Origin of the sequence: Enterobacter cloacae complex sp. FDA-CDC-AR_0164 (assembly GCF_003071645.1) — a bacterium.
Classification (GTDB): domain Bacteria; phylum Pseudomonadota; class Gammaproteobacteria; order Enterobacterales; family Enterobacteriaceae; genus Enterobacter; species Enterobacter ludwigii.
Map to the genome: position 1 here is coordinate 2,691,145 of NZ_CP028950.1, position 21,519 is coordinate 2,712,663.

Below are 21,519 nucleotides of genomic sequence, written 5' to 3' on the forward strand. Positions count from 1 at the left end.
CAAACCACGTTCAACTCGCGAGCACGACCCTATTTTTTCACCGCTTCACCGTTCTGCCAGGCTTTTTGCAGCACAGGCCAGTAGTCACGGTTGGCGTCAATCATGTCATCAAGAATCGCTTTTGCGTGCTCCATGGTGGGCACGGTGCGGTTCAGGGTGAACGCCTGTAGCGCTTTTTCGTAGCTGCCTTCAATGGTCGCTTCCACCAGCAGCTGTTCAGAGGCGAGCTGCTGCTGTAGCAGCGTCTGATGGAACAGCGGGACCCGACCCACGCGGATCGGCTCTGGCCCTTCAGAGGTGATGTAGGCCGGGACTTCCACCACCGCGTCGTACGGCAGATTGGTTATCGCCCCGCGGTTTTCCACCATTACCAGATGGCGCTGACGCAGGTTAAATGCCAGCGAGCAGGCGACATCGACAATAAACTCGCCGTGGACGCCCACGTGGAAGGCATCCGGTAAAATCCCGGTACGCTTATACTCTTCTGCGGCGGCAAACAGCTTTTTCTCACGCCCGTTCATCACTTCGTTCGCGCGGGTATAGTCCGGGTTCTGATGCTCCACAATCTGGTTTGGCATCAGGTAGTACTGCAGATAGGGGTTTGGCAGATATTCCGGGAAGTTATCCATGATGGGCTTGATGTTGCGCCAGGTTTTCACCCACGACGGATCCGAGTGCTGCGGATCCGTTTTGGCCGCATCTTCCGTCAGCAGGCCGAACCTCGCGATATGCCGACGCAGTTCCGGCAGCTTGTCCTCGCCGTCCACCCGCACGCGGGTAAACCAGCCGAAGTGGTTCAGACCAAAGTAGTCCACCTCCAGCTTGTGGCGGTCCACACCCAAAATGGCCCCCATGTTACGCATCGCGGCCACTGGCATATCGCAGATATTAAGCACGCGGGCGTCCGGTCGCAGGCGGCGCACCCCTTCCGCAACGATCGCGGCCGGGTTGGAATAGTTCACGATCCAGGCTTTTTCATGCGCGTAGCGATCCACCAGATCGATCAGCTCGACCATCGGCAGGATCGTGCGCAGGCCGTATGCCAGCCCGCCAGGACCGCAGGTTTCCTGGCCCACCACGCCGTGGCGCAGCGGGATCTTCTCATCCTGCTCACGCATTCTGTACTGGCCGACACGCATCTGGGCGAAGACAAAGTGCGCCCCGCTGAACGCGACTTCCGGGTCTGTGGTCACGGTGAAGGTAATGCTCTGGCTATGGTCGCGAATGACCTTCTCCACCACCGGTGCAATGGTGTTCTGGCGTGCTTCGTCGATATCGTAGAGGCGAATCTCGGCCAGCGGGAAGTCCTGCAGGCGTACCATCAGGCTTTTCACGATACCTGGCGTATAGGTGCTGCCGCCACCGGCAATTGACAGAATAAAAGGGGGTGTAAACATCTTTAGCTCCTCTCAGAGAAACGTCTCAACGGCTTCTCGCATTTTTTTGACATGCAGCCCGTAGACCACCTGAACGTTGTTACCTTGTTTGATAATCCCTTTCGCGCCGGTCGCTTTCAGGCGCGGCTCGTCGATGATGGAGACATCCTTCACCGTGACGCGTAAGCGGGTGTAGCAGTTATCCACTACCTCAATGTTTTCCCGGCCTCCCAGTCCCACCACGATGGATTCACCCAGCCCGTCATTGTTCCCCTTCGCCTGATACTCCTGTTTGCTGTACAGGCGCGTCTCCTGATCGTCATCCTCGCGTCCCGGCGTCTTCATGTTGAAGCGCAGGATCAGGAAGCGGAACACCACAAAATAGAGCGCGAACATGATGAGCCCGACCACGATGTACATCGGCCAGTTGGACTTCTCCGTGCCGAGCGGCAGGTTATAAAGAATAAAATCGATAATTCCGTTAGCGCCGATGGCATGAACACCGAACAGGGAGAAAAGCATCATGCCGATGCCGGTCAGCACCGCATGTACCACAAACAGCAGTGGAGCGACGAACAGGAACGAAAACTCAATCGGCTCGGTAACGCCCACCAGCAAAGAGGTTAATGCTGCCGGGATCAGGATGGCTTTGGCTGCCGCTTTGCGCTCCGGCCTGGCGGTCATGTACATCGCCAGCGCCGCCGCGGGCAGGCCAAACATTTTGCTGATGCCGCGCGCGTCCCACACTACCGTGCTGCTCAACTGCTTCACTTCCGGACAAGCCATTTCGGCGAAATAGATATTGCGTGCGCCCTGATAAACCGTGCCGCATACCTCTTGCGTCCCCCCAAGTTCGGTATACAGGAAGGGGGTATAGACCAGATGATGCAGGCCGGTCGGCACCAGAATACGTTCCAGGAAGCCGTAAATGGCCACCCCAACAGGCCCGGAACCTTTGATCGCCAGCGCCAGTGCGCTGATGCCATGCTGGGCAAATGGCCACAGTTCGCTCATCACGACGCCGAGCAGCATTGAGACAGGAAGCATGACGATGGCGACGAAACAGTGGCCGGAATAGATGGCCATCGCGCCGTTAAACTGTACGCCGGAGTATTTGTTGTACAGGTATCCGGACAGCGCCCCGGTCAGGATCCCGGCGAAAACGCCCATCTCCAGCACCTGCACGCCCAGCACCATACTTTGCCCGGCGGCTTTCATCTGGTCAGCGGGGGCCAGTTCGCCCTGGAGCTGCAGCGTAACGTTCATCGCGTTAATGAAAACAACAAAGGTCACCAGGCCGATCAGGGCCGCATAGCCTTTATCACGCGTGGCCAGGCCAATCGGTATCCCGACGGCAAACACCAGTGCCAGGTTAACCAGTACTGACACGGCCGATTTCGCGATAAGCTGACCAACATGCTGAATCAGCGGATGGCCGAGAAACGGCACATACTCTGCGAGGTTACCGTTCCCCAGGACGTTACCGAATGCGATAAACAGACCGACGATCGGTAAGATAAGTACCGGTCCGTACAACGATTTTCCGAAATTTTGTAGGGCGTTCACGGCTCGTTTCATGACTGTCTCTCTTAGTGAACCGCGCACTCGGGGTGCGTCTTGAGCTTAAAGCTAGCAGGCTAAAGGCGAGGTAATCCAGCTATCTTCTTGTTTTAAAAACAAATGACGTAAAAGGTAACATGTGACGTTTGCGACTGTGATCGGCATAGCAGTGCCTGAGTAAAGGCGTCGTCGCTCTGCGAGGTGCTTTCCAGATTCTAAAATTAGACTTTTTGTATTAATGAAACTTGCGGATAATACTTATCCGGAAGACGACCAACAGGCTCCATGGGCCAGGGACAAAGGATGACACCGTTTCGCTTAGCCGCGATTTCTCTCGCGCTGCTTACCACATTTTCGCTTGTCGGCTGTGATAACAGCGACGATAACTCTCAGGCTGCGGCTCCCGCAGCATCCACAGCAACGACACCGAAAGCACCGGAAAAGCCGGACGCTGAAAAGCTGGCAACGCTGGCGGCACAGAGTCAGGGCAAAGCGCTCACCCTGCTGGATACTTCAGAGGTGCAGCTTGATGGCGCGGCCACGCTGGTGCTGACCTTCTCTGTTCCGCTTAATCCCGATCAGGATTTCGCCAAAACAGTGCATGTGGTGGATAAAAAAAGCGGCAAGGTTGACGGGGCGTGGGAACTCGCACCTAACCTGAAAGAGCTACGCCTGCGCCATCTGGAACCCAACCGCAATCTGGTTGTCACCGTTGAACGTGATCTGCAGGCGCTGAACAAAGCGACATTTGGTATCGATTACGAAAAAGCCCTGACTACCCGGGATGTTGAACCGACGGTCGGTTTTGCCAGCCGTGGCTCGCTGCTGCCGGGCAAGGTGGTGGAAGGTCTGCCGGTAATGGCGCTCAACGTCAACAATGTTGACGTGAATTTCTACCGCGTGAAGCCTGAATCCCTGGCCTCCTTTGTCAGCCAGTGGGAGTACCGTAACTCCCTGACCAACTGGGAGTCCGATAATCTGCTCAAAATGGCGGACCTGGTGTATACCGGCCGGTTTGACCTCAATCCGGCACGCAACACCCGTGAAAAACTGCTGTTGCCGCTGCGGGATATTAAGCCGCTCCAGCAGTCAGGCGTGTACATCGCGGTCATGAATCAGGCCGGGCACTATAACTACAGCAATGCCGCGACGCTCTTTACCTTAAGTGATATTGGGTTGTCCGCTCACCGTTATCATAACCGTCTGGATATTTTCACCCAGAGCCTGGAAGATGGCGCGGCGCAATCCGGCGTTACCGTCACCCTGTTGAATGATAAAGGGCAGACGCTTGCCGAAGCGAACAGCGATGCTGACGGCCACGCAAAACTTGAGACTGACAAAGAAGCCGCGCTGATTCTGGCCAGCAAAGACGGACAGACCACGCTGCTTGACCTCAAGCTTCCGGCCCTCGATCTGGCGGAGTTTGATATCGCAGGTAGCCCAGGCTACAGCAAGCAATTCTTTATGTTTGGCCCGCGCGATCTCTATCGCCCTGGCGAAACGGTGATCCTCAATGGTTTGCTGCGCGACAGCGACGGTAAACCGCTTCCTGCCCAGCCGGTTAAACTCGACGTACTGCGCCCGGACGGACAGGTGGCACGCACGGTTGTCGTCCAGCCTGAGAACGGCCTCTATCGCTTCAATTATTCCCTGGACGGCGGGGCGCAGACCGGTATGTGGCATATCCGCGCCAATACCGGCGATAACCAACAGCGCCTGTGGGATTTCCACGTTGAAGATTTTATGCCGGAGCGTATGGCGCTTAATCTGACGGGACAAAAAGCGCCGGTTTCCACCGAGGATAACGTCGACTTTAACATTGCGGGTTATTACCTGTATGGCGCACCTGCCAACGGAAATTCCCTGCAAGGCCAGCTTTTCCTGCGACCGCTGCGCGAAGCCGTCGCTGCACTACCGGGCTTCCAGTTCGGTGATATCGCCGAAGAGAACCTGAGCCGCAGCCTGGATGAAGTTCAGCTAACCCTTGATGAACAGGGGCGCGGACAGGTCTCGACCGAAAGCCAGTGGAAAGAGGCGCATTCACCGCTGCAGCTGATCCTGCAGGCCAGCCTTCTGGAATCGGGCGGTCGCCCGGTGACGCGCCGTGCTGAGCAGGCCATCTGGCCGGCGGCCGATCTGCCGGGTATCCGTCCTCAGTTTGCCAGTAAGGCCGTTTACGACTACCGCACTGACACTACCGTCAACCAGCCGATCGTGGATGAAAACGGCAATGCCAGCTTTGATATCGTCTATGCCGATGCCAGCGGGGCAAAAAAGGCGGTTTCCGGGTTACAGGTTCGCCTGATCCGTGAGCGCCGTGACTACTACTGGAACTGGTCAGAGAGCGATGGCTGGCAGTCACAGTTTGATCAGAAAGACCTGGTTGAGGGCGAGCAGGAGCTGACCCTCAAGGCCGATGAAACCGGTAAAGTGACCTTCCCGGTGGAGTGGGGTTCGTACCGTCTGGAGGTCAAAGCGCCGGACGACATGGTCAGCAGCGTGCGCTTCTGGGCCGGCTACAGCTGGCAGGATAATAGCGACGGCACCGGTGCCGCTCGCCCTGACCGTGTGACCATGAAACTGGACAAGCCTTCCTATCAGCCGGGAGATACCATCCAGCTGCATATCGCTGCTCCGGCGGCGGGTAAAGGCTATGCGATGATCGAGTCCAGCGAAGGGCCGCTGTGGTGGAAAGAGATCGACGTACCGGCCAACGGGCTCGATCTCTCAATCCCGGTGGATAAGGCCTGGAAACGTCACGATCTCTATCTCAGCACGCTGGTGGTACGCCCTGGCGATAAATCCAAATCAGCGACGCCGAAACGTGCCGTCGGGTTACTGCATCTGCCGATGGGCGATGAGAATCGCCGCCTGAATGTCGCGCTGGAAAATCCGCAGAAAATGCGGCCAAACCAGACGCTGTCCGTGAAGGTGAAGGCCAGCGTCAAAGAAGGCGCCGTTCCGCAGAAAGTGAATGTGCTGATCTCGGCAGTGGACAGCGGCGTGTTGAACATCACCGATTACGTTACCCCGGATCCGTGGGAAGCGTTCTTCGGTCAGAAGCGCTACGGCGCGGATATCTACGATATTTACGGTCAGGTCATTGAAGGGCAGGGCCGCATGGCTGCACTGCGCTTTGGTGGTGACGGCGATGAGCTTAAGCGCGGCGGTAAACCACCGGTGAACCACGTGACTATCATTGCCCAGCAGGCGCAGCCGGTCGAGCTCGATGCTAACGGTGAAGGGACCGTGACGCTGCCCATTGGAGACTTCAACGGCGAGCTGCGTCTGATGGCGCAGGCCTGGACGGAAGATGATTTCGGCAGCAGCGAAGGTAAAGTGATTGTCGCCGCCCCAATCATTACCGAACTGAACACGCCGCGCTTCCTGGCAAGCGGCGATACCTCACGCCTGACGCTGGATGTGACCAACCTGACGGACCAGCCGCAAACGCTGAACGTTGCCTTTACCGCTACCGGCAAGCTGTCGCTTGAGGGCGCACAGCCGCAGCCCGTGAAGTTACCGCCGGGCGCGCGCAGCACCCTGTTTATCCCGGTACGTGCACTGGATGGTTACGGTGACGGTGAAGTGACCGCTCAGGTGACCGGCCTGCAGCTGCCGGGCGAGACGTTCGCTGCACAACAGAAGAGCTGGAAAATCGGCGTTCGTCCGGCATTCCCGGCGCAGACCGTTAATACCGGTGCCATGCTGAATCCCGGTGAGTCGTGGAGTGCACCGGCGCAGCACCTTAATGGCTTCTCTCCTGCCACGCTACAGGGACAATTGCTGCTGAGCGGGAAACCGCCTCTGAATCTGGCGCGCTATATTCGTGAGCTGCAGGCATACCCGTATGGCTGTCTGGAGCAAACCACCAGTGGTCTGTTCCCGTCGCTCTACACCAACGCGGCGCAGTTGACCGCGCTTGGCATCAAAGGGGATACGGATGACAAGCGCCGTGCGGCCATTGATATCGGAATCTCCCGTCTGCTGCAGATGCAGCGTGATGACGGAGGTTTCGCGCTTTGGGATAAAAACGGTCCGGAGGAGTACTGGCTCACCGCCTATGTCACTGACTTCCTGGTTCGTGCAGGCGAGCAGGGCTACAGCGTGCCTGCTGAGGCGGTTAACAACGCCAACAGCCGCTTGCTGCGTTACCTGCAGGACCCGGGCATGATGTCCATCCGCTACAGCGATGATACCCAGGCCAGTAAATTTGCGGTGCAGGCCTATGCCGCGCTGGTGCTGGCTCGTCAGCAAAAAGCCCCGCTTGGTGCGTTGCGTGAAATCTGGGAACGTCACGGACAGGCCGCTTCCGGGCTGCCGCTGATGCAGCTGGGGATGGCGCTTAAATTGATGGGCGACGCACCGCGCAGCCAGCAGGCGCTGGGTCTGGCCATCAAAACGCCGCGTAACGACAGCAAAAACTGGATGGCCGATTATGGCAGTGCGCTTCGTGATAATGCGCTGATGCTCTCTCTGCTTGAGGAGTACAAGCTTCTGCCGGATGCGCAAAATACGCTGCTGAACGCCTTGTCGGAACAAGCTTTCAGCCAGCGCTGGCTCTCGACCCAGGAGAGTAACGCCCTGTTCCTGGCCGGACGCTCGCTGCAAACTTTATCCGGCGCATGGCAGGCGCAAACGTCTCTGGCGGATACTGCATCAGGCGGTGATAAAGCCCTGGTACAGAACGTGAACGGCGACCAGCTTGGCGCGCTGCAGGTGACCAATACCGGTAGCACACCGCTGTGGGTACGCCTTGATAGCACCGGTTATCCGGCATCTGCACCTCAGCCATCGTCTAACGTGCTGCAGATTGAGCGCCATATTCTGGCAACCGACGGCAGTACAAAGTCGCTCACGTCACTGAAGAGCGGCGAGCTGGTGCTGGTATGGCTTGAAGTGAAGGCCAGCCAGAACGTGCCGGATGCGCTGGTTGTCGATCTCCTCCCGGCGGGGCTGGAACTGGAAAACCAGAACCTGGCGAGCAGCAGCGCCAGCCTGCAGGACAGCGGCAGCGAAGTGCAGAACCTGCTCAGTCAGATGCAGCAGGCGGATATTCAGCATATGGAATTCCGCGACGATCGCTTTGTGGCGGCGGTGCCGGTTAACGAAGGGCAGCCGGTCACGCTGGTTTATCTGGCGCGCGCCGTGACACCGGGAACCTATGAGGTGCCGGTCCCGATGGTGGAGTCCATGTATGTTCCGCAGTGGCGGGCAACAGGTGCGGCCAGTGGCCCGCTGATTGTTGTACCGTAATATGCGGCTTGTACGTCTGATACGCTCCCGCTGGCTGTGGCTGGCGGGAGCGCTTCTCGTTTTATGGGGGCTGATCCTGGCCGCTGATCGCCTGTGGCCGTTGCCTCTGAAAGAGGTCAACCCCGCACGGGTGGTGGTGGACGAAAAGGGCACGCCGCTCTGGCGTTTTGCCGACAGCGAAGGGATCTGGCGCTATCCGGTCACTCTCGAAGAGGTTTCTCCCCGCTATCTTGAAGCCTTGATTCAGTATGAAGATCGCTGGTTCTGGGACCATCCAGGCGTGAATCCGTTCTCTGTGCTGCGCGCCGCCTGGCAGGATCTTACCTCCGGGAGGGTTGTCTCAGGCGGTAGCACGCTCACCATGCAGGTGGCGCGCCTGCTGGATCCGCATCCGCGCACTTTTGGTGGCAAAATTCGTCAGCTCTGGCGAGCCATGCAGCTTGAGTGGCACCTCTCTAAGCGCGACATCCTCACGCTTTATCTTAACCGCGCCCCGTTTGGCGGTACGCTGCAGGGGATTGGTGCGGCAAGCTGGACCTACCTCGGCAAACCACCTTCGCAGCTCAGCTATTCCGAAGCGGCGCTGCTCGCCGTATTGCCGCAGGCACCAAGCCGGTTACGTCCTGACCGCTGGCCGGAACGTGCAGAAGCGGCACGCAACAAAGTGCTCGACCGGATGGTGACGCAGGGCGTCTGGTCGGCAAGCCAGGTTAAGGAGTCCCGTGAAGAAGCGGTATGGCTGGCGCCCCGGCAAATGCCGCAGCTGGCACCGCTCTTTTCGCGCATGATGCTCAGTAAAAGTCGCGATACTAAAATTGTGACTACCTTAGATGCGTCCCTGCAGAGGCAGCTTGAAGAACTGGCGATGAACTGGAAATCCCGCCTGCCAGCACGCAGTTCGCTGGCAATGATCGTCGTCGATCACACGGATATGAAAGTGCGTGGCTGGGTGGGATCGGTCGACATTAACGATGACACCCGGTTTAGCCATGTGGATATGGTGAATGCGATCCGATCGCCGGGATCGGTGCTCAAACCCTTTATCTACGGTATGGCGCTGGACGACGGTTTGATCCACCCGGCATCGCTGCTCCAGGATGTTCCAAGAAAAACGGGGGATTATCGCCCGGGTAATTTCGACAGTGGGTTTCATGGGCCGGTGAGTATGAGTGAAGCGCTGGTACGCTCTCTTAATCTGCCCGCCGTGCAGGTGCTCGAGGCATACGGACCAAAACGTTTTGCTGCGATGTTGAGTAATGCAGGTTTGCCGCTGATTTTACCTGCTGGCGCACAGCCGAATTTATCGCTGATCCTGGGGGGGGCAGGGGCGCGGCTGGCCGATATCACCGCGGCCTATAGCGCGTTCGCCCGACACGGTAAAGCGGGCCGGCTGCGCTTACAGCCAGGCGATCCCCTGTCAGAGCGGCCGTTGTTATCCCAAGGGGCGGCGTGGATCATTCGCCGTATTCTGGCCAATGAGGCGCAGCCGCTGCCGGACAATGTGCTGCCTCAGGTGGTACCTCTGGCATGGAAAACGGGAACCAGCTATGGCTACCGTGACGCATGGGCGGTAGGGCTGAATGCCCGTTACGTTATTGGGATCTGGACCGGACGACCGGACGGCACGCCTGTGGCGGGTCAGTTTGGGTTTGCGAGCGCGGTACCTCTGCTTAACCAGGTGAATAATGTACTGCAGTCTGGTTCAACGCTCGATCAGGCGCGTCTGCCACGCGACCCGCGTCCTGACGGTGTGGGGCGCGGCGTCATCTGTTGGCCGGGCGGCCAGTCGCTGCCGGAAGGGAGCGAAAATTGCCGTCGTCGCCTGGCGACCTGGCTGCTGGACGGCAGCGAGCCGCCGACATTGCTTCTACCTGAACAGGAAGGTATTCGCGGGATCCGTTTCCCGGTCTGGCTGGATAAAGAGGGCAAACGCGTGGCGGCAGACTGCCCGGATGCGACCGAGAAAGTTCTGGATGTCTGGCCGCTGCCGCTGGAACCCTGGCTGCCTGCAGCCGAGCGGCGCTCAGCACGGATCCCTTCACCATCGGCTACCTGTCCGCCCTTGTCGCAGGACTCACCTGCACCGCTGATGTTGACTGGCGTGCGTGAAGGCGCGGTTATCAAGCGTCTGCCGGGGGAATCCCGCGTCTCGTTACCGCTACAGGCCACCGGCAATAGCGGTGAACGCTGGTGGTTTTTGAATGGCGAACCGCTGGCGGTGAAGAGCCGGGTTTACACCTTGCAGCTTGATAAATCAGGCGATTATCAGGTGCTGGTGATGGATGAAGCGGGGCAGGTGGCGACGGTGAATTTCATGCTGCAGTAGCGTTAAACGTCTCTTCTGCTGTGAGCTGTTGCTAATCTTCGTCTCATTTTAAAAAAATGTTACCTGAATCCATAGGCAATGGCGCTATTGCTCATTATAATCCGCGCCACACCATACTCAGGTATGAAAAACAACAGAACATTTACAGAGGTTATCATGGCTATTGAACGTACTTTTTCCATCATCAAACCAAACGCGGTGGCAAAAAACGTTATTGGCAGCATCTTTGCTCGCTTTGAATCAGCAGGGTTCAAAATCGTTGGCACCAAAATGCTGCACCTGACCGTTGAGCAGGCTCGCGGTTTCTACGCTGAGCACGAAGGTCGTCCATTCTTTGACGGTCTGGTTGAGTTCATGACTTCTGGCCCGATCGTTGTATCCGTACTGGAAGGCGAAAACGCAGTACAGCGTCACCGTGACCTGCTGGGTGCGACCAACCCGGATAACGCACTGGCTGGTACCTTGCGCGCTGACTATGCAGACAGCTTCACCGAGAACGGCACCCACGGTTCCGATTCTGTTGAATCTGCCGCTCGTGAAATCGCGTTCTTCTTCGCTGAAGGCGAAGTGTGTCCACGTACCCGTTAATTTAACGGTTTCGTTTACACATTATTTTCGTAAATGCCGCGTGCAGACGTGGCATCCCTGCGCCAGACTTTGTACAATGCAACGCCCCGGACGAGCAGACTGCTTTCCGGGGCGTTTCTTTTCAACCCTCCATGGGCCATAACGTGTAACAACGAGGCCGGAAAAAATTATGTCTGAATTAGTGAATACCTCCGAAGTCGCCATTCCTGCGGTTCCAAATAAAAATGGAAAAATTAACCTGCTGGATCTGAACCGTCAGCAGATGCGCGAGTTCTTTAAAGAGATGGGCGAGAAGCCGTTTCGTGCCGATCAGGTCATGAAATGGATGTACCACTATTGCAGCGACAACTTTGATGACATGACTGACATCAACAAAGTGCTGCGCAATAAGCTCAAAGAAGTGGCTGAAATCCGTGCACCAGAAGTGGTGGAGGAGCAGCGCTCTGCCGATGGCACCATCAAATGGGCGATTGCCGTTGGCGATCAGCGCGTTGAAACCGTCTACATCCCGGAAGAAGACCGCGCCACGCTGTGCGTCTCCTCTCAGGTGGGCTGTGCGCTGGAGTGCAAGTTCTGCTCAACCGCTCAGCAAGGATTCAACCGTAACCTGCGCGTGTCTGAAATTATCGGCCAGGTGTGGCGTGCGGCGAAAATCGTCGGTGCGGCGAAAGTAACCGGGACCCGTCCAATCACCAACGTAGTGATGATGGGCATGGGCGAGCCACTGCTGAACCTGACCAACGTCGTTCCGGCGATGGAAATCATGCTGGATGACTTCGGCTTTGGTCTGTCCAAGCGTCGCGTAACGCTGTCGACATCAGGCGTAGTGCCTGCACTGGACAAGCTGGGCGACATGATTGACGTTGCGCTGGCGATCTCCCTGCATGCACCGAACGACGAAATCCGTGACGAAATTGTACCCATCAACAAAAAGTACAATATCGAAACTTTCCTCGCCGCCGTGCGTCGCTACCTGGAGAAATCCAACGCGAACCAGGGCCGCGTGACGATCGAGTATGTCATGCTCGATCATGTAAACGACGGTACCGAGCATGCGCATCAGCTGGCTGAACTGCTGAAAGATACGCCGTGCAAAATCAACCTGATCCCATGGAACCCGTTCCCGGGCGCGCCTTATGGCCGTAGCTCGAACAGCCGTATCGACCGTTTCTCCAAGGTGCTGATGGAGTATGGTTTCACCACTATCGTGCGTAAAACCCGTGGTGATGATATCGATGCTGCATGCGGACAGCTGGCAGGTGATGTGATTGACCGTACCAAACGTACCCTGCGTAAACGTATGCAGGGCGAGACGATTGCGGTCAAAGCTGTTTGATTCTTATGCACTCACGGCGCATTATTTGCGCCGTGAAGCATAATCTTACTGAATAATCAGTCAGATTCGTGATGACTGATCAATAATTACGGTGCGTTTCATCCGACTTTCGGGCAGTATGTAACGACGTAACAACAGTTTATCCTGACGGGCAGGGCTGTGCTGTCATCTCCGGGCTGACAGACTTATACTGTCTGTTCAAGGTTAACTGATCAGAACTTTCGCGGTGCGGGTGGCATTGTGACTTACCGGCACCTGAACCCTTTTTTTTCACGTACCAGTAGTTGTAGCGAATGAATACTGAAGCCACTCACGACCAACATGAAGCACTCTCCACTGGCGTTCGTCTTCGCAACGCCCGTGAACAACTCGGACTCAGCCAGCAAGCCGTTGCAGAACGCTTATGTCTGAAGGTTTCCACGGTTCGCGATATTGAAGAAGATAAGGCTCCGGCCGATCTGGCTTCAACATTTCTGCGTGGTTACATCCGCTCTTATGCAAAACTGGTGCATATCCCTGAAGAAGAATTACTGCCAATGATGGAGAAGCAGGCACCGGTCCGCGCAGCAAAAGTTGCGCCGATGCAGACCTTCTCCCTGGGAAAACGTCGTAAAAAACGTGATGGCTGGCTGATGAGCTTTACCTGGCTGGTGCTGTTTGTGGTGATCGGCCTGACGGGCGCATGGTGGTGGCAAAACCACAAGGCGCAGCAGGAAGAGATCACCACCATGGCCGATCAATCCTCCGCCGAGCTCAATCAGTCCGGCAATGACAACGCTCAGAGCGTGCCGCTGAATACCGAAGGTGCTGCCACCTCCAGCGAGCCGCAGACTGCCGCGACCGATGCGCCTGCAACCGATGCCGGGCAGGCACCCGCCGCAACGGCTAATACCCCTGCGCCTCAGGCTCAGGATCCAAACGCGGTGGTTGCCCCTTCTCAGGCAAACGTGGATACCGCGACCAACGCGCCAGCGGCCACTCAGCCTGCGGACAACGGTGCTGCGTCACTGCCAACCAACCCGGCCGGAACGGCTGCGCCGGCGGCGGACCCAAATGCGCTGGTGATGAACTTCTCTGCTGACTGCTGGCTGGAAGTGACCGATGCAACAGGTAAAAAACTGTTCAGTGGTCTGCAGCGTAAAGATGGCACGTTAAACCTAACTGGCCAGGCACCGTATAAACTTAAAATCGGCGCTCCGGCAGCAGTACAGATCCAGTATCAAGGAAAACCTGTCGACCTGAGCCGCTTTATCAGAACTAACCAGGTTGCGCGTCTTACCGTTAATGCCGAACAATCAGCAGCACAGTAACAGACGGGCAACGCGGGAGATTTTTCATGCATAACCAGGCTCCGATTCAACGTAGAAAATCGAAACGGATTTACGTTGGTAATGTGCCAATCGGCGATGGGGCTCCTATCGCCGTCCAGTCGATGACCAACACGCGCACCACTGACGTGGAAGCGACGGTCAATCAGATCAAAGCGTTAGAGCGTGTAGGCGCGGACATTGTTCGCGTCTCCGTGCCGACAATGGATGCCGCAGAGGCGTTCAAACTGATCAAACAGCAGGTCAGCGTTCCGCTGGTTGCTGATATCCACTTCGATTACCGCATTGCGCTGAAAGTTGCTGAATATGGCGTCGACTGCCTGCGTATTAACCCGGGCAACATCGGTAACGAAGAGCGTATCCGCATGGTGGTGGATTGCGCCCGCGATAAAAATATACCTATCCGTATCGGCGTTAACGCCGGTTCGCTGGAAAAAGATCTGCAGGAAAAATACGGTGAGCCAACGCCGCAGGCGCTGCTTGAATCCGCGATGCGTCACGTTGATCATCTTGATCGTCTGAACTTCGATCAGTTCAAAGTCAGCGTAAAAGCCTCAGATGTATTCCTGGCAGTAGAGTCTTATCGCCTGCTGGCAAAACAGATCGATCAGCCTTTGCACCTCGGGATTACGGAAGCCGGTGGCCTTCGTAGCGGTTCCGTTAAATCGGCGATCGGTCTGGGGCTGCTGCTCTCGGAAGGGATCGGTGACACCCTGCGCGTTTCGCTGGCGGCCGATCCGGTAGAAGAGATCAAAGTCGGTTTCGATATCCTCAAATCACTGCGTATCCGCGCACGTGGGATCAACTTCATTGCCTGTCCAACCTGTTCACGTCAGGAATTTGACGTGATTGGCACGGTGAATGCGCTTGAGCAACGTCTGGAAGATATCATCACCCCGATGGATGTCTCCATCATCGGGTGCGTGGTGAACGGTCCGGGTGAAGCCCTGGTGTCAACGCTCGGCGTCACCGGTGGTAACAAGAAAAGTGGTCTCTATGAAGATGGCGTGCGTAAAGATCGTCTGGATAATAGTGACATGATCGACCAGCTTGAAGCCCGCATCCGTGCCAAAGCAACAATGATGGATGAAGCGCAGCGCATCAGCATTCAGCAGGTTGAAAAATAACGTGATGGGAAGCGTGGCGCTTCCCATGTATGATTGAACCCATTCTTTGGGTTCTTTTTTGTATATAGAAAGAGAATAAACGTGGCAAAAAACATTCAAGCCATCCGCGGCATGAACGATTATCTGCCTGGCGAAACCGCCATCTGGCAGCGCATTGAAGGCACACTCAAACAGGTGCTCGGCAGCTACGGTTACAGCGAAATCCGTTTGCCGATTGTAGAGCAGACCCCGTTATTCAAACGCGCGATCGGCGAAGTGACCGACGTGGTTGAAAAAGAGATGTACACCTTTGAGGACCGCAACGGCGACAGCCTGACACTGCGTCCCGAAGGTACGGCGGGCTGCGTACGCGCCGGCATCGAACATGGTCTCCTGTACAATCAGGAGCAGCGCCTGTGGTATATCGGCCCGATGTTCCGCCACGAACGTCCACAGAAAGGTCGTTATCGCCAGTTCAACCAATTGGGTGTGGAAGTCTTTGGCCTGCAGGGCCCGGACATTGACGCCGAACTGATTATGCTGACTGCCCGCTGGTGGCGTGCGCTCGGCATTGCTGAGCACGTCTCACTGGAACTGAACTCCATCGGTTCTCTGGAAGCACGTGCGAACTACCGTGACGCACTGGTTGCGTTCCTGGAGCAGCACAAAGAGAAGCTGGACGAAGACTGCAAACGTCGTATGTACAGCAACCCACTGCGCGTGCTGGATTCCAAAAACCCTGACGTACAGGCGCTGTTGAACGATGCTCCTGCATTGGGCGACTACCTGGACGAAGCGTCACGTGAGCACTTTGCGGGTCTGTGCAAACTGCTGGAAGCCGCGGGCATTGCTTATACCGTGAACCAGCGTCTGGTGCGCGGTCTGGACTACTACAACCGCACCGTGTTCGAGTGGGTGACATCCAGCCTCGGTTCCCAGGGCACCGTGTGTGCCGGCGGTCGTTATGACGGTCTGGTTGAGCAGCTTGGTGGCCGTCCAGCCCCTGGCGTTGGCTTCGCCATGGGTCTTGAACGACTTGTTTTGCTTGTTCAGGCAGTTAATCCGGAATTTAAAGCAGATTCCGTTGTCGATATATACCTGGTAGCCTCAGGCGCGGAAACGCAGCCTGCGGCAATGCAGCTTGCGGAACGTGTGCGTGATGCACTGCCGGACGTGAAGCTGATGACCAACCATGGCGGCGGCAACTTCAAAAAACAGTTTGCTCGTGCCGATAAATGGGGCGCAAGTATTGCACTGGTGCTGGGCGAGTCCGAAGTGGCTAACGGCGAAGTGGTTGTGAAAGACCTGCGCTCTGGTGAGCAGACAACGGTAACGCAGGACGGCGTTGCGGCGCACTTGCGCACTCTATTGGGCTAAGGAGAAGGACTGCGTGGAAATTTACGAGAACGAACACGATCAGGTCGACGCGATTAAACGCTTCTTTGTCGAAAACGGCAAGGCGCTGGTTGTTGGGGTTATTTTAGGTGTCGGTGCGCTGGTAGGCTGGCGTTACTGGAACAGTCATCAGGCGGACTCCGCGCGTGACGCGTCGCTGTCGTATGAAAATACCGTTAGCGCAATCCGTGCCGATCAGCCGCAAACGCTGACGGCGGCAGAGAAATTTGCCGCTGACAACAAAAACACCTACGGTGCGCTGGCCGCACTGGAAGTGGCGCAGCAGTACGTTGATAAGAACGAACTGGATAAAGCCGCTAGCCTGCTGTCACAAGGGCTAACCGCCGCCAGTGATGAAAATCTGAAAGCGGTGATCAATCTGCGCCTGGCTCGTATTCAGGTTCAGCAGAAAAAAGCTGACGATGCGCTGAAAACGCTCGATACCATCAAAGGCGAAGGTTTTGCTGCCATTGTTGCCGATCTGCGCGGTGAAGCACTGCTGAGCAAAGGTGACAAAGCGGGCGCGCGTAAAGCGTGGCAAGCTGGCGTAGAGAGCAAAGCTTCACCTGCGCTGAGCGAAATGATGCAGATGAAAATAAATAATTTGTCCGTCTGAGAGGGACCCGATGCAATTGCGTAAATTACTTCTGCCAGGACTGCTTTCTGTTACGTTATTGAGTGGCTGTTCACTGTTCAGTGGCGAAGAAGACGTTGTGAAAATGTCCCCACTGCCGACTGTTGAAAACCAGTTTACCCCGTCCACCGCGTGGAGCACCTCCGTGGGCGATGGTATTGGTGATTTTTATTCCAACCTGCACCCGGCTTTTGCCGACAGCGTTATCTATGCGGCTGACCGCAAAGGTACCGTGAAGGCGGTTAACGCCGATGACGGGAAAGAAGTGTGGTCGGTTAACCTGGCGGAAAAAGACGGCTGGTTCTCTCGTAAACCGGCACTGCTTTCTGGCGGTCTGACCGTTGCCGGTGGGCATGTGTACGTGGGTAGCGAGAAAGCCCAGGTCTATGCTCTCAACACCAGCGATGGTTCTGTTGCATGGCAAACCTCCGTGGCCGGTGAGTCTCTGTCTCGTCCGGTCGTGAGCGACGGCATGGTACTGATCCACACCAGCAACGGCCAGCTGCAGGCGCTGAACGAAGCCGATGGTCTGGTGAAATGGACCGTGAACCTGGATATGCCTTCCTTGTCCCTGCGCGGTGAATCTGCGCCGGCTACCGCCTTTGGTGCTGCCATTGTTGGCGGTGACAACGGTCGTGTAAGCGCGGTACTGATGCAGCAAGGCCAGATGATCTGGCAGCAGCGTATTTCTCAGGCGACAGGCTCAACGGAAATCGATCGTCTGAGCGATGTCGACACGACCCCGGTTATCGTTGACGGTGTGGTTTACGCACTGGCCTATAACGGTAACCTGACCGCGCTGGATCTGCGCAGCGGCCAGGTCATGTGGAAACGTGAACTGGGCTCAGTAAATGATTTCGTGGTTGATGGCAACCGTATCTATATGGTCGATCAGAACGACCGTCTGCTGGCGCTCAGCACCGAAGGTGGTGTTACGCTGTGGACGCAAAGCGATCTGCTGCACCGCCTGCTGACCGCACCAGCACTGTATAACGGTAGCCTGGTGGTGGGTGATAGCGAAGGGTATATGCACTGGATTGACCCGGACAACGGTCGTTTTGTTGCTCAGCAAAAAGTCGACAGCTCAGGTTTCCTGACGGAACCGGTCGTGGCTGACGGCAAACTGCTGATTCAGGCAAAAGACGGCACGCTGTACGCGATCACGCGTTAATTACCCAGCGGTTGTAGTATACTAAACGGCTCCTGTTCACTCAGGAGCCGTTTTGACATTTTTAAAAACGCCGCAAATGCGACGTTTATTTGAATTTTATGAGGCTTCAAACATGGTACCTGTGGTCGCGCTTGTCGGGCGCCCTAACGTTGGAAAATCCACTCTTTTTAACCGTTTAACACGCACCCGTGATGCGCTGGTTGCGGATTTCCCGGGGCTGACGCGTGACCGTAAGTACGGTCGTGCAGAAGTAGAAGGACGCGAGTTCATCTGTATTGATACCGGTGGTATTGACGGGACAGAAGATGGTGTTGAAACCCGTATGGCGGAACAGTCGCTGCTGGCGATTGAAGAAGCTGACGTGGTTCTGTTTATGGTGGACGCTCGCGCAGGCCTGATGCCGGCGGACTCCGCTATTGCGAAACATCTGCGCTCGCGTGAAAAACCCACTTTCCTGGTGGCGAACAAAACTGACGGTATTGATGCAGACCAGGCGGTTGCGGATTTCTGGTCCTTAGGTCTGGGCGAAATCTACCCGATCGCGGCATCTCATGGCCGTGGCGTGACCAGCCTGCTGGAAACCGTTCTGCTGCCGTGGGTTGATGAAGTTAACCCGCCGGAAGAGATCGATGAAGACGCCGAATATTGGGCGCAGTTCGAAGACGGCGAAGCGGGCGAGGAAGAGCCTGAAGACGACTTCAACCCGCAGGATCTGCCGATCAAACTGGCTATCGTGGGCCGTCCAAACGTAGGTAAGTCTACACTTACTAACCGTATCCTCGGCGAAGAGCGTGTGGTCGTTTACGACATGCCGGGCACCACCCGCGACAGTATTTATATCCCGATGCAGCGCGATGAGCGTGAGTATGTGCTCATTGATACCGCAGGCGTACGTAAGCGCGGGAAAATCACCGATGTGGTGGAAAAATTCTCCGTTATCAAAACCCTGCAGGCGATTGAAGATGCCAACGTGGTCATGCTGGTCATCGATGCGCGTGAAGGTATCTCCGATCAGGACCTTTCTCTGCTCGGCTTCATTCTGAATAGTGGGCGCTCACTTGTTATCGTGGTCAACAAATGGGATGGCCTGAGTAATGAGGTGAGAGAGCAGGTGAAAGAGACGCTCGACTTCCGTCTGGGCTTTATCGACTTTGCTCGCGTGCACTTTATCTCTGCGTTACACGGCAGCGGTGTAGGTAATCTGTTTGAGTCCGTGCGTGAAGCGTACGACAGCTCCACCCGTCGTCAGAGCACCGCCATGCTGACCCGTATCATGAACATGGCAGCAGAAGACCATCAGCCGCCGCTGGTGCGTGGTCGTCGCGTGAAGCTGAAATATGCTCACGCCGGGGGGTATAACCCACCAATCGTGGTGATTCACGGCAACCAGGTTAAAGACCTGCCGGATTCCTACAAGCGCTATCTGATGAACTACTTCCGTAAATCACTGGACGTAATGGGCACGCCAATCCGCATCCAGTTCAAGGAAGGGGAGAACCCGTTCGCCAACAAGCGCAATACCCTGACGCCAAACCAGATGCGTAAGCGTAAGCGTTTGATTAAGCACATTAAGAAAAGCAAATAAGCGTTGCCGTTCTTTCTGAAGCCCGCGTTGATCGCGGGCTTTTTTTCGCCCGCTCACACCGCCAGTCCTCTCTGTGTGATGTCAATCACTATTCACTTTTAACCAAGTTTAAATCTAAGAAAGTAGACAATCATCGAATTTTCATCTTAAAGTCCAGGGTCCGGTACTAGACAAAACTAGCGACTGGTTATCAAATGGTTAACTAACTTTTCGCCGCATGTAAAAAATCGGTCAGATACGTAACTGGCCGGCGTACATGCTGGTGTTTACAAGCACGACACATACCTTCCTGGGAGAATTATGCAATCCTCTGTTAATCAAAAAGAAAGCCGAACGTTCTTCGGCCACCCTTATCCGCTCGGTTCGCTGTTCTTTACCGAGATGTGGGAACGTTTCTCGTTTTACGGCATTCGCCCATTACTGATCCTGTTTATGGCCGCTACCGTGTATGACGGCGGGATGGGGCTGGCACGTGAAAACGCGTCGGCAATTGTGGGCATCTTTGCCGGCACCATGTACCTGGCCGCACTGCCGGGTGGCTGGCTGGCGGATAACTGGCTCGGCCAGCAGAAAGCCGTCTGGTACGGATCTATCCTGATTGCGCTCGGCCACCTGTCGATTGCGCTTTCGGCCATCATGGGCGATAACCTGTTCTTTATCGGCCTGATGTTCATCGTGCTCGGTTCTGGTCTGTTTAAGACCTGTATCTCGGTCATGGTGGGGACGCTGTACAAAAAAGGCGATGCGCGTCGTGACGGCGGTTTCTCGCTGTTCTACATGGGCATCAACATGGGCTCGTTTATCGCGCCGCTGATTTCCGGCTGGCTGATTAAATCTCACGGCTGGCACTGGGGCTTCGGCATTGGTGGCATCGGGATGCTGGTTGCCCTGATCATCTTCCGTGTGTTTGCCGTTCCGGCAATGAAACGCTATGACAGCGAAGTGGGGCTGGACTCGACCTGGAACAGCCCGGTGGTGAAAAGAAACGGCGTAGGCGCATGGTTGCTGGCGCTGGCCGTTGGGGTGGCTGTTATCGTTACGCTGATCGCGCAGGGTGTGATTGTGATTAACCCGGTTGCGGTAGCCAGCGTGCTGGTTTACGTGATTGCGGCGTCCGTTGCCCTCTACTTTATCTACCTGTTCCTTTTTGCGGGCCTGAATCGTAAAGAGCGTGCCAGACTTCTGGTCTGTTTTATTCTGCTGGTCTCCGCTGCGTTCTTCTGGTCCGCCTTCGAGCAGAAGCCAACGTCATTCAACCTCTTTGCCAACGACTACACTAACCGCATGATCGGTGATTTCGAAATCCCGGCGGTATGGTTCCAGTCGATTAACGCCCTGTTCATCATCCTGCTGGCACCGGTATTCAGCTGGGCCTGGCCGAAACTTGCCAGCATGAATATTCGTCCGAGCAGTATCACCAAGTTTGTTATTGGTATTTTGTGTGCCGCCGCAGGCTTTGGTCTGATGATGCTGGCTGCGCAGAACGTACTGAATAACGGTGGCGCGGGCGTGTCGCCATTCTGGCTGGTGGGCAGCATTTTGATGCTGACGCTGGGGGAACTGTGCCTGAGCCCGATTGGTCTGGCGACCATGACGCTGCTGGCACCGGAAAGAATGCGTGGGCAGATGATGGGCCTGTGGTTCTGCGCAAGTGCGCTGGGCAACCTGGCGGCAGGTCTGATTGGCGGTCACGTGAAGGCCGACCAGCTGGATATGCTGCCGGATCTCTTCGCACGTTGCTCCATCGCGCTGCTGATTTGTGCCGCGGTGCTGATCGTCCTCATTGTTCCGGTACGTCGCATGCTGGAAAATGCGCAGACTAAACCGGCCGCTAACGCCTGATAACGCCTCGCTCGTC

Annotated in this window: 13 protein-coding genes; 11 read left to right on the forward strand and 2 right to left on the reverse strand. The window is 56.2% G+C overall.

Features of this window, described 5'->3' with window-relative positions:
* Window positions 1–29 precede the first annotated feature (29 nt).
* A complete protein-coding gene (locus AM410_RS13300; protein WP_059305569.1) occupies window positions 30–1,397 on the reverse strand; it encodes a 6-phospho-alpha-glucosidase in 1,368 nt (455 codons plus the stop codon).
* Between the two features lie 12 nt (window positions 1,398–1,409).
* Complete coding sequence (locus tag AM410_RS13305) at window positions 1,410–2,954, reverse strand: PTS transporter subunit EIIC (protein WP_063214641.1); 1,545 nt, start codon at window positions 2,952–2,954, stop codon at window positions 1,410–1,412.
* Window positions 2,955–3,239: 285 nt separating this feature from the next.
* On the opposite strand from AM410_RS13305, the gene AM410_RS13310 reads away from it, so the two are divergent.
* From AM410_RS13310 to AM410_RS13360, 11 genes are all read left to right on the forward strand, one after another.
* Window positions 3,240–8,192: an alpha-2-macroglobulin family protein gene (locus AM410_RS13310; protein WP_073396246.1), complete on the forward strand. Its 4,953-nt coding sequence runs from the start codon at window positions 3,240–3,242 to the stop codon at window positions 8,190–8,192.
* Window position 8,193: 1 nt separating this feature from the next.
* Entirely contained in the window at window positions 8,194–10,518 is a 2,325-nt protein-coding gene (pbpC, locus tag AM410_RS13315; protein ID WP_108647948.1) for a peptidoglycan glycosyltransferase PbpC, read from the forward strand.
* Between the two features lie 156 nt (window positions 10,519–10,674).
* The gene (ndk, locus tag AM410_RS13320) at window positions 10,675–11,106 is read left to right on the forward strand and encodes a nucleoside-diphosphate kinase (protein ID WP_003860625.1); all 432 of its coding nucleotides are present in this window, start codon (window positions 10,675–10,677) and stop codon (window positions 11,104–11,106) included.
* 169 nt (window positions 11,107–11,275) lie between these two features.
* Window positions 11,276–12,442: a bifunctional tRNA (adenosine(37)-C2)-methyltransferase TrmG/ribosomal RNA large subunit methyltransferase RlmN gene (locus tag AM410_RS13325; protein WP_014171168.1), complete on the forward strand. Its 1,167-nt coding sequence runs from the start codon at window positions 11,276–11,278 to the stop codon at window positions 12,440–12,442.
* Between the two features lie 293 nt (window positions 12,443–12,735).
* Window positions 12,736–13,752 carry a cytoskeleton protein RodZ gene (gene rodZ / locus AM410_RS13330; RefSeq protein ID WP_014171167.1) on the forward strand — a complete coding sequence of 339 codons (1,017 nt, stop codon included), beginning with the start codon at window positions 12,736–12,738 and terminating at the stop codon, window positions 13,750–13,752.
* Between the two features lie 26 nt (window positions 13,753–13,778).
* Window positions 13,779–14,897 (forward strand): flavodoxin-dependent (E)-4-hydroxy-3-methylbut-2-enyl-diphosphate synthase, encoded by a 1,119-nt coding sequence (gene ispG / locus AM410_RS13335; protein WP_014171166.1) that lies wholly within the window; start codon window positions 13,779–13,781, stop codon window positions 14,895–14,897.
* Between the two features lie 81 nt (window positions 14,898–14,978).
* Window positions 14,979–16,253 carry a histidine--tRNA ligase gene (gene hisS, locus AM410_RS13340; protein WP_020883031.1) on the forward strand — a complete coding sequence of 425 codons (1,275 nt, stop codon included), beginning with the start codon at window positions 14,979–14,981 and terminating at the stop codon, window positions 16,251–16,253.
* Between the two features lie 13 nt (window positions 16,254–16,266).
* A complete protein-coding gene (locus AM410_RS13345) occupies window positions 16,267–16,887 on the forward strand; it encodes a YfgM family protein (protein ID WP_020883032.1) in 621 nt (206 codons plus the stop codon).
* A gap of 10 nt (window positions 16,888–16,897) precedes the next feature.
* The gene (gene bamB, locus AM410_RS13350; RefSeq protein WP_014171163.1) at window positions 16,898–18,076 is read left to right on the forward strand and encodes an outer membrane protein assembly factor BamB; all 1,179 of its coding nucleotides are present in this window, start codon (window positions 16,898–16,900) and stop codon (window positions 18,074–18,076) included.
* A 112-nt stretch (window positions 18,077–18,188) separates the two neighbouring features.
* On the forward strand, window positions 18,189–19,661 hold the full coding sequence (der, locus tag AM410_RS13355) for a ribosome biogenesis GTPase Der (RefSeq protein ID WP_020883033.1): 1,473 nt from the start codon (window positions 18,189–18,191) through the stop codon (window positions 19,659–19,661).
* Between the two features lie 300 nt (window positions 19,662–19,961).
* On the forward strand, window positions 19,962–21,503 hold the full coding sequence (locus AM410_RS13360) for a peptide MFS transporter (RefSeq protein WP_025203468.1): 1,542 nt from the start codon (window positions 19,962–19,964) through the stop codon (window positions 21,501–21,503).
* The last annotated feature ends 16 nt before the right edge of the window (window positions 21,504–21,519 follow it).

Coding starts and splice junctions, on each gene's coding strand:
- ndk (WP_003860625.1), top strand. CDS start 10,675: ATGGCTATTGAACGTACTTTTTCCATCATCAAACCAAACGCGGTGGCA.
- AM410_RS13300 (WP_059305569.1), bottom strand. CDS start 1,397: ATGTTTACACCCCCTTTTATTCTGTCAATTGCCGGTGGCGGCAGCACC.
- der (WP_020883033.1), top strand. CDS start 18,189: ATGGTACCTGTGGTCGCGCTTGTCGGGCGCCCTAACGTTGGAAAATCC.
- bamB (WP_014171163.1), top strand. CDS start 16,898: ATGCAATTGCGTAAATTACTTCTGCCAGGACTGCTTTCTGTTACGTTA.
- pbpC (WP_108647948.1), top strand. CDS start 8,194: ATGCGGCTTGTACGTCTGATACGCTCCCGCTGGCTGTGGCTGGCGGGA.
- AM410_RS13360 (WP_025203468.1), top strand. CDS start 19,962: ATGCAATCCTCTGTTAATCAAAAAGAAAGCCGAACGTTCTTCGGCCAC.
- ispG (WP_014171166.1), top strand. CDS start 13,779: ATGCATAACCAGGCTCCGATTCAACGTAGAAAATCGAAACGGATTTAC.
- AM410_RS13325 (WP_014171168.1), top strand. CDS start 11,276: ATGTCTGAATTAGTGAATACCTCCGAAGTCGCCATTCCTGCGGTTCCA.
- AM410_RS13310 (WP_073396246.1), top strand. CDS start 3,240: ATGACACCGTTTCGCTTAGCCGCGATTTCTCTCGCGCTGCTTACCACA.
- AM410_RS13305 (WP_063214641.1), bottom strand. CDS start 2,954: ATGAAACGAGCCGTGAACGCCCTACAAAATTTCGGAAAATCGTTGTAC.
- rodZ (WP_014171167.1), top strand. CDS start 12,736: ATGAATACTGAAGCCACTCACGACCAACATGAAGCACTCTCCACTGGC.